This window comes from Zoogloea dura (assembly GCF_012927165.1).
Classification (GTDB): domain Bacteria; phylum Pseudomonadota; class Gammaproteobacteria; order Burkholderiales; family Rhodocyclaceae; genus Zoogloea; species Zoogloea dura.
This window is the reverse complement of record NZ_JABBGA010000005.1, coordinates 139247-152593: the sequence shown is the minus strand read 5'-3', so window position 1 is coordinate 152593 and position 13347 is coordinate 139247. Positions and strand designations below refer to the sequence as shown.

10 protein-coding genes are annotated in these 13347 nt (G+C 67.8%); 2 read left to right on the top strand and 8 right to left on the bottom strand.

Going from position 1 to position 13347, the window contains the following annotated elements; genetic code table 11:
- Window positions 1-42: 42 nt before the first annotated feature.
- Window positions 43-225 carry a hypothetical protein gene (locus HHL15_RS26420; protein WP_050417873.1) on the bottom strand — a complete coding sequence of 61 codons (183 nt, stop codon included), beginning with the start codon at window positions 223-225 and terminating at the stop codon, window positions 43-45.
- 344 nt (window positions 226-569) lie between these two features.
- Between HHL15_RS26420 and HHL15_RS08475 the strand changes: the two genes are divergently transcribed.
- On the top strand, window positions 570-830 hold the full coding sequence (locus tag HHL15_RS08475) for a luciferase domain-containing protein (protein ID WP_050417874.1): 261 nt from the start codon (window positions 570-572) through the stop codon (window positions 828-830).
- 10 nt (window positions 831-840) lie between these two features.
- The gene (locus HHL15_RS08470; protein ID WP_246128593.1) at window positions 841-1932 is read left to right on the top strand and encodes an alkene reductase; all 1092 of its coding nucleotides are present in this window, start codon (window positions 841-843) and stop codon (window positions 1930-1932) included.
- A gap of 128 nt (window positions 1933-2060) precedes the next feature.
- Here the strand turns inward: HHL15_RS08470 and HHL15_RS08465 are convergent, their stop codons facing one another.
- The 7 genes from HHL15_RS08465 to HHL15_RS08435 are packed head-to-tail and all read right to left on the bottom strand — an operon-like array spanning window position 2061 to window position 12958.
- Entirely contained in the window at window positions 2061-3209 is a 1149-nt protein-coding gene (locus HHL15_RS08465) for an ABC transporter permease (protein ID WP_076600367.1), read from the bottom strand.
- Entirely contained in the window at window positions 3206-4360 is a 1155-nt protein-coding gene (locus tag HHL15_RS08460; RefSeq protein ID WP_076600368.1) for an ABC transporter permease, read from the bottom strand. The genes HHL15_RS08465 and HHL15_RS08460 overlap by 4 nt, the downstream gene beginning before the upstream one ends.
- On the bottom strand, window positions 4357-6336 hold the full coding sequence (locus tag HHL15_RS08455; protein ID WP_206198677.1) for an ATP-binding cassette domain-containing protein: 1980 nt from the start codon (window positions 6334-6336) through the stop codon (window positions 4357-4359). The genes HHL15_RS08460 and HHL15_RS08455 overlap by 4 nt, the downstream gene beginning before the upstream one ends.
- The gene (locus HHL15_RS08450; RefSeq protein WP_076600370.1) at window positions 6297-7406 is read right to left on the bottom strand and encodes an HlyD family secretion protein; all 1110 of its coding nucleotides are present in this window, start codon (window positions 7404-7406) and stop codon (window positions 6297-6299) included. Before HHL15_RS08450 ends, HHL15_RS08455 begins: the two co-directional genes overlap by 40 nt.
- 13 nt (window positions 7407-7419) lie before the next feature.
- Window positions 7420-8724 (bottom strand): TolC family protein, encoded by a 1305-nt coding sequence (locus HHL15_RS08445; RefSeq protein WP_076600371.1) that lies wholly within the window; start codon window positions 8722-8724, stop codon window positions 7420-7422.
- On the bottom strand, window positions 8721-12002 hold the full coding sequence (locus tag HHL15_RS08440; RefSeq protein ID WP_076600372.1) for an efflux RND transporter permease subunit: 3282 nt from the start codon (window positions 12000-12002) through the stop codon (window positions 8721-8723). The genes HHL15_RS08445 and HHL15_RS08440 overlap by 4 nt, the downstream gene beginning before the upstream one ends.
- Window positions 11999-12958 (bottom strand): efflux RND transporter periplasmic adaptor subunit, encoded by a 960-nt coding sequence (locus HHL15_RS08435; protein ID WP_235943304.1) that lies wholly within the window; start codon window positions 12956-12958, stop codon window positions 11999-12001. The genes HHL15_RS08440 and HHL15_RS08435 overlap by 4 nt, the downstream gene beginning before the upstream one ends.
- Window positions 12959-13347 lie beyond the last annotated feature (389 nt).

Genomic DNA, 13347 nt, shown 5'->3' with positions numbered 1-13347 from the left:
ATGCGCGCAGACGTCGCTCAAAGCCGGCCTCGGCCTCGACGTTCACTTGACCGCAGGCGCGGCGCTCGCCCCGTTGCGCGAGGAAGGGGTGCTGATCATCGGCTCGGACAACAGCTTCCACAACATGCAGGAGATGATAGCGGGTATGCACGGGCGCAGCCGGGTGCGAGCCGTGAATTCGATGCCTGGCTGGAGGCGGTCGCCGCCGACACGCGTGAGGAACATCTGTTACCCCTGCATGTGGTGGCTGGCGCCGCCGCTGGCGAGCCACGCCGCAAGATGCTGGAAGATCACGTCATGGGCACCGTGGAGAGTGCCTTTGAATATGGAGGTATGGAGGCAGGCCATGAGCTTCGAATTTCCGCCACGCCCGGGCGAACGTCCGCGGACCACGCCTTGTGCACCGCACACCCAGATCAGCCAGAACAGCGCTCCGGAGGTGCACCGGACCTTCAAGGTACACGCATCGAGTTGCCTTCGTGCGCAGCGAGCCATCGAGAATCTCGGTCCCCGGGGCCGAGGCTCTGGTGCTATCCCATGAGCGCGCATGTGGTCCGCCCCAAGCCTTCATGGTCGGTCGCGAGTTCGCCCATGTGCATCCGGCTGATGACGGTTCGATGCACCTGATTCTGCCCCTGGAGCTGGTCAGCAAAGGCTGGGGCGAGCCACATCCCATGGCCGAGGCGGGCTACATCCCGGCCAATGCCGTGATGGCCTACGCGCCCCGGGACATCGCCGAGATCGACATCCTGCTGGGCATCCTGCGCACCTCCTGGGACTTTGCCTGCGGCCATATAAATCTACCTTCAACCATCGTCATCCATGAATGAGGAGAAAGCAGTGACTCAAAACAACCGTGATTTGTACTCACCGGCCACCGTCGCCGGCCACCGGCTACAGAACCGCATCGTCATGGCGCCGATGACGCGCAACCGCGCCATCGAGAATCTGCCCAACGCGCTGATGGCCGAGTATTATGCGCAGCGCGCCTTGGCCGGGCTGATCATCACCGAAGGCACCAGCCCCTCGCCCGAAGGCCTGGGTTATCCGCGCATTCCAGGGCTGTTCTCAGAGGCCCAGGTGGCCGGCTGGAAGGGCGTCACCGGCGCGGTTCACAGCCGCGGCGCCAAGATCTTCGTCCAGTTCATGCACACCGGACGTATTGGCCATCCGCACAATCTGCCGCAGGGCGCGCAGGTACTGGCTCCCTCGGCCATCGCCGCCGCCGGCGAGATCTACACCGACCGCGCCGGCATGCAGCCGCACCCGGCGCCCCGGGCGATGAGCCTCGACGACATCGCCCGCACCCGGCAGGATTTCGTCAAGGCGGCCCAAAACGCCATTGCTGCCGGTTTCGACGGGGTCGAGCTGCACGGCGCCAACGGCTACCTGCTGGAGCAGTTCATCCGCCCCACCAGCAACCAGCGCAGCGACGACTACGGCGGCCCGATCGAAAACCGCGCCCGTTTCGTGCTGGAAGTGGCCAGGGCCACGGCCGAGGCCATCGGCGCCTCCAGGGTGGGCATTCGCCTCTCGCCCTACGGCGTGTTCAACGACATGCCGCCTTACGCGGAAATGGAGGCCGACTACACCTACCTGGCCGAGCAATTGGGCAAGCTGGGGCTGGCGTATCTACACATCGTGGATCATTCTGCCATGGGCGCGCCTGCAGTGCCGGAGCAGATCAAGCAGGCCATGCGCGCGGCCTTCGGCGGCCCCGTCATCCTGGTCGGCGCTTATGACGCGCAGCGCGCCCAGGACGATCTGAACGCCGGCCGCGCGGATCTGATCGCGGTCGGGTGTGATTTTCTCGCCAACCCGGACCTGCCCGCCCGCTGGCAACAGGGGTTGGCGCTCAACGCGCCGGACTTCGACACTTTCTACACTCCCGGCGAGAAAGGCTACACGGACTACCCTACCCGCGCCGCTTAGCCGGCCACCTCGCACGCCGCGGTGATCGACAGGGACGATCGGTCATCGCATGGCGGCGCGGCAGAAGCTGATCTACATCACGTGGCCCGATGAACAGAGGGTGCTCGTCACCCGGTTCACGTCATGGCCTAGCCAAACTGCCGCCTGAACCTGCGCACGCCAAAACCGAAGATCCCCACCCCCAGCAGCGTCAATCCCAGCAGCGAATCCCACAGCACGTCGAGCCCCGCGCCCTTGAGCAGGATGCCGTAGCCCATCTCGATGAAGTAGTAGAGCGGCGACAGATACATCGCCTCGCGTAAACCGGCGGGCATAGCCTCGGGCGGGGTCCAGGCGCCGGAGAGAAACACCATGGGCATAAGGATGAAAATGGCCAGCATCGCCGCCTGGGCCAAGTTGCGGCTCAGGGTGGCGATGTAGAGACCGAGCCCGGAGGTGGCGACGGTGTAGAGGGTGGTCACGGCGAAGAACAGCGGCAGGCTGCCCTTGATGGGCACGCCGAAGACCGGCACCAGGACCAGGAACAGGGAGATTGCAGTGCCCGCGAGGATCACCAGGGTCATGGAGATCACCTTCGGCAGCAGGATCAGCGCCGGGGTCAGCGGCGAAACCAGCAGTTGCTCGATGGTGCCGCGCTCCTTCTCGCGCACCGCGGCGGCGGCCGGCAGCATGATGGCCATGACGGTGATGACGGTCAGCAGCTCCGAGATGGGGATGAACCAGGCATCGTTCTGGTTCGGGTTGTACCAGACGCGGTGCTGGTCCTGGATCATGGGGACAGTGTCGAGGCTCGCCTCGCTCGCCCCCATGCGCGCCAGCGCCGCCTCGAAGCCGTAGCGACCGATGATCTGGCCACTGTAGCTGGCGGCCAGCGTCCCCAGCACGGTGTTGCTGGTGTCCACCAGAACCTGCACGTCCGTGGGCCGGCCGCTCTGCAGGTCACGCTGAAAGTAGGGAGGGATGTCCAGCACCGCCAGCGCCTGCCCCTGGTCCAGCAGCGCCTGCCCTTCGCGGCTGTCCTGGATCTCGCCGCCCAGCTGGAAATAAGGCGGACGGAAGCGGTAGATCAGCTCGCGGGAGGCGGCGCTGTGGTCGGCATCGTGCACCACCACCGTGGCATGGTTGAGCTCCAGGCGCACATTGCGGGTCATGTAGATGTCGGCGGTGAACAGGAAGACGATGGCGAACATCAGAAAGCCGTCGCGAAAGAGCTGCAGCAGCTCCTTGACTGTCATCGCTGCCAGCCGCGACCACCAGAGTGTCAACCTTGAGTTCATGTGCGCGGTCTTTTGTGAAAGAGCGCGAAGCTGATCAGCCACAGCACGGCCGCGTAAATGGCCAGCGCCAATGCCTTGCCCCAGAGCTGTTCCAGGCCCACCCCCTTGAGGAAGCTGCCCAAGGCGATGTCGGTGAAATACATGGCGGGAAACAGGTGCGCCTCGAATTGCCCCTGCGGGTCCATGGAGGCGATGGGCACCAGCAGGCCCGAGTACAGCACGGAGGGGATGATGGTCATGACTACGGTCAGCATCATCGCCGCCACCTGGGTGCGCACGATGAGCGAGGCGAGCAGGCCGATGCCCGTGGTGCAGGTGACATAGATCACCGAGGAGAGGAAGAAGAACAGCGGATCGCCCTTGAACGGCACGCCGAACAGACCGGTGGCGAGCGCCCACAGAATGAGGCTGTTGACGATGGAGATACCCACGTAGGGCAGGAGCTTGCCGGCCAGGAATTCGCCGCGGGTGACGGTGGAGGCATAGATGTTGTAGATGGAGCCGCTCTCCTTCTCGCGCACCACCCCCAGCGCGGTGAGGAATGGAGGCGCCACCATCAGCACCAGCATGACCAGCGCCGTGGCGATCGACCAGGTGCTCTTGAGCTCCTGGTTGTAGAGATAGCGCAGCTGCACCCGCACCGGCTGGGCGAGCGCCGCCGCCCGTTCCGGCGCGACGCCGAAGCGGCGGCTGATATAGGCGGCCAGCAGTTCGCCGTTGAAGGCCGCGTTGATGGCGATGACGTAGCCCTTGCTGGTCGAGGCGCGAAACGGGAAGGTGCCGTCGATCAGGCTCTGCACCGCCGCGGGCCGCCCCGCCATGAGGTTCTCCTCGAATTTTGGCGGAACCACGATGGCGAAGCGGATGCGGCTGTCGGCGAGCAGGGGGTCGAGCTCGCGTTCGCTCTTCACATGGCCCCGGTAGTCGAAGTAGCGCGAGTCGATGAAGCGGTGGGTGTAGTCGCGCGAGAGGGCGCTGCGGTCATGGTCCACCACCGCGAACGGGATATGCTCCACGTCGAGCGACAGGCCGTAGCCGAAGACCAGCATCAGCGCAGCGGGCACCACGAAGGCCAGCGCGAGAAACAGGCGGTCGCGCACGATCTCGCGCCACTCCTTGTGGGCCAGCGCCGCGATGCGTGCGAGGTTCATAGCCGCTGCTCCCCCTGTTCCAAGGCCGTGATCCGGTAGACGAACACATCCTCCAGCGAGGGCGGGCGCGGTGTCACGCTGGCGAGCCCGATGCCGCGGCCGGCGAGGATGGTCTGAATCTCGCGCGTCGCGGTGTGCGCATCGCGGGCAAACAGATGGATGTGCCGGCCGAACAGCGCCACCCCCGCGAAGCCCGCCTGCTCCAGCAGCGCCATGGCGGCCAGCGGCCGGTCGGTGGCGACCTCCAGCAGCTCGCCGGCCTCCTCGCGCAGGGCCTGCTTCAATGCCGCGGGCGGGTCGTCGGCGACGATCCGTCCGGCGTGCATCAGGGCCAGGCGGTCGCAATGCTCGGCCTCGCTCATGTAGTGGGTGGTGATGAGGATGGCGACCTGCTCCACGCGGGCGAGATGGACGAGGATGTCCCAGAAGCGGCGCCGGCCGATCGGGTCCACGCCGGAGGTGGGTTCGTCCAGGAACAGGATGCGCGGCCGATGCACCATGGCGCAGGCGAGCGCCAGGCGCTGGCGGATGCCCAGCGGCAGGCGGCCCGCCAGCTGCCGCTCGCGGCCCGTAAGCCCGGTCAGCTCCGCCACCTGTTCGATGCGCTCGCCAGCCGCGTGCCGCGCTACGCCGTAGATGCGGGCATAGAGGCGCAGGTTCTCCAGCACGCTCAGGTCTTGATACAGGGAAAACGCCTGGGAGGTGTAGCCGATGCGCGCCTTGATCGCCTGCGCGGCAAAGTGCATGTCGGCCCCGGCCACCCGCCCCTCGCCATCGCTGGGCGGCAGAATGCCGGTGAGCATCTTGATCAGCGTGGTCTTGCCGGCACCGTTGGCGCCCACCAGACCGAAGATATCGCCCTGATGGACGGTGAAGCTCGCGCGATCCACGGCACGGAAGCCGTCGAAATCCCGCGTCAGATCCTTGGCGAGGATGGCGACATCGTCGCCAGGCGGATCGCCGTCGCCGGCCCGGGGTTTGGCAACGGCCCTCTCCTCGACCAGCCGCTGCCGGCGCAGGAGGGCGACGAAGGCGTCCTCGAGATCGGGCGTGGTGGCGTGCAGGTCCCGCAGAGACAGTCCCTTGAGGAGCCCGGCTACCGTGCCGACGGCGGCTTCGGGCGCCGCGTCGTCCACGAACACCCGCAGCCGCGGCCCCACCGACTCCGCCTGCGCAAGGCTGGCCTGGATGCGGTCCAGCGCCTCCACCTGCGGCTCGGCCTCGAGTTCCAACACGCTGCCCGGCGTCCGGGCCCGGATCGCATCGGGTTCGCCGCTCGCAAGCACGCGCCCGCCGTGCATCAGGGACAGGCGGTGGAAGCGCTCGGCCTCGTCCATGTAGGCGGTGGAGATCAGGGCGGTGATGCCTTTCTCGCGCAACAGCTCGGCGAGGATGGCCCAGAAATCCCGGCGCGAGACCGGATCGACACCGGTGGTGGGCTCGTCCAGGACGATGAGCTCCGGCTCGTGGATCAGGGTGCAGACGAGGCCGAGCTTCTGCTTCATGCCGCCGGAGAGGTGTTTCATCGGCCGGCCGGTGAAGCGGTCGAGCCGCGTCATGGCCAGGAGCTTCGCCTTGCGCGCGGCAATCTCTGCGGCCGGCACGCCGCGCAGGCGGGCGAAAAAGTCGATGTTTTCTTCCACCGACAGCTCGGGATAGAGGTTGAGGCCCAGGCCTTGGGGCATGAAGCCGAGCCGGCCCTTCACCCGCTCGGCCGCCGCCTCCGAATCGATGCGGATGCCGAACATTTCGATCGAGCCCTCCTCGAAGGCGAGCACCCCGGCGACGGCCTTCATGAGGCTGGACTTGCCGGCGCCGTCCGGCCCGATGAGGCCGTAGATTTCACCGCGCCGCACCTCGAGATCGACCCCGGCGACCGCCGCCTGCCGGCGATAGCGCTTGCCGAAACCCTGCACCCGGACGGCCGGCGCGGGCGTTAGCGGCGCGGCTTCGCCCATGGGGTGTCCTCGCGCCAACGGATGATGGCATCGGCCGGCAGCCCCGGCGTGAGGCGGTGCTCCGGGTTTACATCCAGATACAGCTTGACCGCATAGACCAGCTTGACCCGCTCGTCCGGTGTTTGCACCTCCTTCGGCGTGAACTCCGCCCGCGCGGCGATGTAGCGCACCGTGGCGGGGAACGGCCGGTCGGGGAAGGCGTCGGTGTACACCCGCGCCGGCAGCCCCAGGCGCACCTTGCCGATGTCCTTCTCCGGCACATAGGCCTTGAGATAGAGGCGGTCGAGATCGACGACGTCGAAAAGCGGCGCACCCGCGCCGACCACCTCGCCCGCATTCACCAGACGCTGGGTGATGATGCCGTCGGCAGGCGCGACAATGGCGAGATCGGCGAGCACGCTCTCGGCCTCTTTCAGCGCGGCCCGCGCCTGATCGAGCTGGGCGGCCAGGGCCTTCACTTCATCCTTTCTGGCGCCCAGCCGTTCATCGCCCAGACGCGCCTGGGCGAGCTGCCTTTCCGCCACGCGCACGGCCTCTTCGGCCGAGCGCGCCTGGTTGGCCGCGACCTCGGCGGCGAGCGCCATCTGCTCGTAACGGTGCCGATCCACCGTTCCCGCCTCGGCCAGCCGGCGGAAGCGTTCGGCATCCCGCGCCGCCTGCTCCGCGCTGGAGTGGGCCGAGGCGAGCTGCGCGCGGGCATGGGCGAGGTTGGCCTCGGCGGTCTGGATCGCCAGGGGCAGGTCCTTGCGCGCGACTGCGAGCGCCGTCTGCGCCGCCCGCCATTGCGCCTCCATGGCGCTTGCCGCCTGGCGGGCCTGATCGAGCCTGGCGCGGACCTGGGCATCGTCCAGGCGGGCGAGCACCTTGCCCTTCTGCGTGCTATCCCCTTCGCGGGCAGGGAGATCAGCCACCTTACCCGGCATCTTTCCGGCGACGGCATAGTGATCGCCCTCGATACGGCCGTTGGCTTGGATCAGTCCATCAGGCAGCGGCGGCGTGCGCAGCCAGAACCACCAACCCGCGACGGCGAGCAGGGCCAGCACGGTCAATCCGGAAACGAGCCCAACGAACGGGATGTTCTTCTTCACGCTGGCTCCCTCTCTAAAGATCGCCCACGGCACGCTTCAGTCGCAGTCCAGCCAGCGCGGCGTCATAGTGCGCGGCGGCGTGATTGGCCTCGCTGTTGACGCGCAGGGTTTCGGCGTCCAGCACCTCGGTATGGGTGGACAGGCCGTTGGCATAGCGGTCGCGCACCACGCGCAGGTTTTCCTCGGCCTGGTCGATGGCCGAGCGGGTGACCTCGATGCGCTTTCCCGTTTCCTCCACGTCGAGCCAAGTCTGGCGCACCTGCAGGGCGACCACCGAGGCGAGCTCCTCGCGCTGCTCCGTCAACGCTGCCGCCTGGCGCTCGACCGCGCCGGCGCGGTGACCGGCCACACCGCCATCGAACACGTTCCATCGGGCTCCCAGGGTGACCATCCACTGCCCTTCATGCACCTGATAGCGGTTTTGCTGGTAGCCATAGCCGCCGGACAGCGCAATCTGCGGACGATTTTCTCCGCGCACGGCTGCCGCCTGATGGCGTAAGGCCTCGATCTGTCCGGCCAGCGCGGCCAATTCGCTGCGCTGGACGAGCGCCCGCTCGGTCAAGCGCGCCAAGGGTACCCGACCCGCATCGGGGGCCAGTTCATCCAAGCTGACGGCCTGGTCAAGCGGGCGCCCCAGCAGCCGGTTGTAGGCCGCGCGGGCCAGATCCAGGGCATTGGCCGCCTGCAGGGCCTTTTGCCGTGCATCGGCCAGGGCGACCCGCACGGAGAGCAGGTCGCTCCTGGCCACCATGCCCTGCTCGTGCAGGTTTCCCACATCGCGAGCATGGGCCGACAGACTCTCGACATGGCTTTCGGCGACCTTCAGCATCCGGCCGGCGCGCAGCCCGTTGACGTAGGCATCGGCCACGCGCAGCTTGAGGTTCTGCACGTCGGCCGTCTCGCCCAGCCTCGCCGCCTCCAGGCCCGCCGCCGCCGCATCGATGCCGCGCTCGATGCGGCCCCCGGTGTAGAGCGGCAGGGTCGCCATGGCCTTGTAGGCGGCGCTGTCTTGCTGGGCCATCGGCATCTGCAGCGACTGGCCGAGCAGGTCGGCCCTGAACGCCGGCGTGTTGTCGAGGGCGGTATAGCCTGCCTCCAGACTCACGCTGGGCAGGCTGCTGGATCGGGCAGCCTCCAGCAGGCTCTCGGCGGCGGCGGTGTTTTCGCGCGCCGCCTTCAGGCCGCGGTCCACGGCCAGGGCGGTGTCCCATGCCTGCGGCAGGGATTCGGCAGCGGAGTTGCCCGCGAGCAGCGCGGCGGCCAGGCCTGCCAGCGGCAGCAGGCCGCGGAGTCTTTTTGGGTGATGAGCGGAATTCATGTTGTTCCTTCTTTTGTGGCCGCTTCTTTGCGCTGTTTGTGGCGCAGCAGCAGATAGAGCAGCAGGGGCACGACGATCAGTGTGAGCACGGTGGAGACCAGCGTGCCGAAGATCAGCGAGATGGCCAGGCCGCCGAACACCGGGTCGGCGAGCATCACGGCGCTGCCCAGGACGATGGCCAGCGCCGTCAGCAGGATGGGACGCAGGCGCACCGCACCGGCTTCGAGGATGGCTTCGCGCAGGTCCATGCCCTGGCGCCGGTAGTCGAGCACGAAGTCGATGATGAGCAGCGAGTTGCGCACCACCACGCCGGCCAGAGCGATGATGCCGATCATGGAGGTGGCGTTGAACGGCTGCCCCATGAGCCAGTGTCCCGGAAAGACACCGGCCAGCCCCAGGGGGATCGCCGCCATGGCGACCAGCGGCAGGCTGAAGGACTGGTAATAGGCCACCAGCACCAGGAAGATGAAGGTGATCGCCAGCCCCAGGGCACCCAGCATGTCGCGGTAGGTATCGAGCGTCATGCGCAGTTCGCCATCCCAGAGCAGGCGGGGGCCGTCCAGGGTGTCGGGCGCCACCGGCTTGAAGCGCAGGTTGCCGGTCACAAGGCGGCTGCCGTCGGCCAGCGCCAGGCCGTCCAGGCGCCGGTCGAGATCGAGCACCGCGTAGACGGGGGCGGTGGATTCGAGCTCGCCGCCCACGAAGGTGACGCGCTCGCCATCCTTGTGCAGGATGGGCCGGTCGGCCCGGGCGGGCGCCACCTGCACCAGTTCCGACAACGGCACCCGCTGGCCCTGCCGATTGGTCAGCGACACCCGTGTCAGCAGTTCGGGGTCGATTTGGTGGCTGCGCGGGATTTGCAAGCGGATGGGCACGGGGTTCTTTTCGCCTTGAACATGGGCGCGCCCCAATGCCTCGCCGTCGATCAAGCGGCGCAGCGCGACGGCCACCTCGGCGACGGTCAGCCCGGAGAGCGCGGCCTTTTCCCGGTCGACGGTCAGGCGGTGTTGGTACACATCCTCGACCTCGGTGTCGGTGACTTCGACCATGTCGTAGGTTTGCCCGAAGGCCGCTTTGACCTGCCCGGAGAGCGCGCGCAGTTGCTGCGGGTCGGTGCCGTAGATTTCGGCCAGCACCGTGGCGCGCACCGGCGGCCCCGGCGGGTCTTCCACCAGCTGCACGGTACTGCCGGGGAAGCGCGCGGCGATGGCCTGCACCGCGGGACGCAGCTCGCGAACGATATCGATTGAGGTCTTGTCGCGCGCCGTTTTGTCCCGGAGGTTGACGCGGACTTCCCCCACATGCGGTCCCTGCTTGCTGCCGGCGCCGCGCAGCAGGCCATTGAAGTCGATCACACCGGCCTGGCCGATCCAGCTCTGGTAATCGCTCACGTCGGGGTTCTGGCGCAACAGGGCACCGATCTCACGGGCGAGGCGATCGGTGGTTTCTACCGGGGTGGTCTCCGGCAGGTCGAAGGTGATGTTGAAGGTATTCTTGTCGTCCTTGGGCATCATCGCCATCTCGACGCCGAACCAGGCCTGCGGCCCGCTCAGACCCGCCGGGCGCACGAACTGCCAGGCGGCCTGGAACAGGGAGAGCACGATCGCCAGGGCGGCCAGCAGAAAGACGCCCCGCCGTCTGGGCGGGCGGTCCACCAAGGGCGCCATGAGCGCGTGGTAGAAGCGGTGCAGGCGGTCCCCGGTGTCGTGGTCTTCCAGGTCGTGCCCCTCGCCCGGTTTGAGCCAGCGGTTGGCCGCCCAGGGCACGACGGCATAGGCCACCAGCAGGGAGGCGGCCATGGCGACGGGGACGTTGAAGGCGACCGGATAGAAATACTGCCCCGTCATGCCGGAGACGATCAGCAGCGAGCCGAACACCAGCATCACCGCCAGCGTCGCAAGGTTGGTGGGGGAGCCGATCTCGTTGACCGCCTGCACCGTGGCCCGCGCCTTGTCCTCCTGGCCGAGGCGGGCGTAGCGGCGGTGGATGTTCTCGATGACGACGATCGCGGCATCGACCAGCAGCCCGAGCGATAGGATCAGCGCGAACAGGGAGACGCGGTTGATGGTCAGGCTCCCGAAATAGGCCGCGCCCAGGGTGAGCGCCAGAATCAGCGGCACCGTCACGCCCACGATCAGCGCCTCCTTCAGCCCCAGGAAGACGGCGGTCACCAGGAACACGGCCAGCACGGCGATGCCCAGGTGCTCGATCAGGCCGTTGACGGCGGCGTCCGCCTTCTGGCCGTCGTTGCGGGTCACCACGAGCTCGACGTCGGCCGGTACGAATTGCACCCGCATCCGCTCGATGCGGGCGAGCACCTCATCAGCAACGACCACGGCATTGGTGCCGGCCTTCTTGGCCACAGCCAGTGTCACCGCCGGCATCTCCGCCTGCTGCACCTTGCCGAAGCGCGCATCGGCCGGACCGAAGGCCATGCGGCTCAGTTTATCCCGCTCTTCGGGGGGGCCGTCGACGACGCGCGCCACCTCGCCCAGGTAGATGGGGCGGCCGGCGTGGTTGCCGACGATCAGGCGCCCGAGCTCCTCCGCCGAGGCGAGGAAGCCGTCCAGGTACACCTGGCGGTTCTCGCCCTGCTGCACCACCGTGCCCAGGGGGGCGGCGACGTTGCCCGCGCTCAGGAAGGCGCGCACCTGGTCCAGCGTCACGCCAAAGGACTGCAGGCGCTGCGGGTCTAGTTCGATGCGCATCTCCCGGTCGCGGCCACCCTGCACGAAAGTGGTGGATACCGCCTCCAGGCTGCGCAGCCCCTCCAGCATGCGGTCGGCCAGCCGCTTCAGCGCATAGTCGTCATAGCGCTCCGAGGCCAGAGTGACCGTGACGATGGGCACGTCGTCTACGTCCACACTGCGGATGAGCGGCTCCATCGCCCCGAGGGGCAGGCGGTCGCGCTGGCCGAGCACGCGGTCGTAGAGCTTGACCAGGGATTTCTCCTTGTTCTCCCCTACCTTGAACTGCACCATCAGCACGCCCAGCGAGTTCATTGCCGTGGCGTAGGTGTGGTCCACCCCCGGGATCTGCTTGACGATACCCTCCAGTGGCCGGATCACTAGTTCCTCCACCTCTTCGGGGGAGGCGCCGGGCAGGGCCACCCGCACCTCGGCGCCGGGGACCACGATCTGCGGGTTTTCCTCGCGCGGGGTGAGCGCCATTGCCAGCAGACCCAGCAGCGCGCAGGCCAGCATGAATAGCACGGTCAGCCTGGAGTTGACGAAGAACTCGGCCAGGCGTCCGGCGCTGTTGAGCCTGCGGTCGATCATCGCGGCGCCTCCACCGGCATGACGCGGTCACCCTCGCGCAGGGCGGGCTCGACCGCCGCCACGAAGCGCTCGTCGGCCGCCAGACCGGCGCTTACCTCGACCCGGTCGGGCCATTCGCGGCCGGTGCGCAACCAGCGGAAGCGCGCCCGGCCTTCGCCATCCAGCACGAAGACTCCGGTGAGCCCGCCGCGCTCGGCCAGCGCCCGCCGGGGCACCACCGGCGAGGGGCTTTCTCCGACCGTGAAGACCGCGCGGCCGAACATCCCCGGCATCAGCCCTACCGTCTCTGGCAGGGCGATCTTGACCTGGTAGCTGCGGGTGACCGGGTCACCGGAGGGGACCACCCGGGTCACCGTGCCTTTCAGGGGCGCGGGCAGGCTGTCGATGCTGACCACCGCCGGCTTGCCCTCGGCCATGGCGGCGATCTGGCCTTCCGCCACGAAGGTCTCGAATAGCAGGCCGCGCCCCGACTCCACGGTCAAGAGCGGCATGCCGGGCACGGCGAGATCGCCGGCCCGTTTGAGGCGGGCCACCACCGTGCCCGCCACGGGGCTGGTGATCTCGGCATAGGCGCGCTGGGCGAGCGCCGTGTCGAGACCGGCGCGTGCCTGGTTCAGGGCCTCGCGGGCGGCGTCAAACTTCAGGCGCACCTTGCGCATCTCGTTTTCCGAGACGCTGCCGCGTTCGAACAGGCGCTCGAATCGCTCGAGGTCAGTCTGCGCATCCCGGAAGGCGGCCTCGGCTGCGCCTTGGGCCGCGCGCGTTTGGCGGATGCCGCCTTCCACGTCCGCGGCATCGAGGCGGGCAAGCACCTGGCCGCGCCGCACCCGTTCACCCTCCTGCACTTGGATCTCGCGGATATAACCGCTCAGCCGCGAGGCGACCTCGACGCGCTGATCGGACACCACCGAGCCGACCGTAGTGTACTCGACCGGTGCACTGGCGCTCGCCGTCATGACCGGAAGATTCCAGGTCTTGGCGTCGATTTGAGTCGGGGCCTCCGGCGCTTTACCGCATCCGGTCAAGAGAGCGTAGAGCGCCAGCGGCGCCATGTGTGTGAGCAGGGTTTTTCTTTTCATGGGGCGGGTTTTTCCGATTGGACTTTAAATGGTGATTAGCAGGACGCGGGCCAGCCATTCTGCGGACGCGGCCTTGTCGGTGCCGCGAGTGTTGCGGCGGCCGGTGCGGAGCGGCCTCGTAGGCAGCGCGCTCCGGCTGGGGCATCCGCATCTGAAACTGTTTGCCGAGCTGATCGGCACCGAATGCCGTTGTGCTGCCGAAAGACAGAAGAGCGCCGGACAGAACGTGCGAGAGCCACATTGAATGGGGGCGTGGTGAAGGCAAG

Bases quoted from the DNA above. Each gene is read 5' to 3' on its own strand.
- HHL15_RS08435 (WP_235943304.1), bottom strand. From the start codon at position 12,958: ATGACGGCGAGCGCCAGTGCACCGGTCGAGTACACTACGGTCGGCTCG.
- HHL15_RS08445 (WP_076600371.1), bottom strand. From the start codon at position 8,724: ATGAATTCCGCTCATCACCCAAAAAGACTCCGCGGCCTGCTGCCGCTG.
- HHL15_RS08465 (WP_076600367.1), bottom strand. From the start codon at position 3,209: ATGAACTCAAGGTTGACACTCTGGTGGTCGCGGCTGGCAGCGATGACA.
- HHL15_RS26420 (WP_050417873.1), bottom strand. From the start codon at position 225: ATGTTCCTCACGCGTGTCGGCGGCGACCGCCTCCAGCCAGGCATCGAA.
- HHL15_RS08475 (WP_050417874.1), top strand. From the start codon at position 570: ATGGTCGGTCGCGAGTTCGCCCATGTGCATCCGGCTGATGACGGTTCG.
- HHL15_RS08460 (WP_076600368.1), bottom strand. From the start codon at position 4,360: ATGAACCTCGCACGCATCGCGGCGCTGGCCCACAAGGAGTGGCGCGAG.
- HHL15_RS08440 (WP_076600372.1), bottom strand. From the start codon at position 12,002: ATGATCGACCGCAGGCTCAACAGCGCCGGACGCCTGGCCGAGTTCTTC.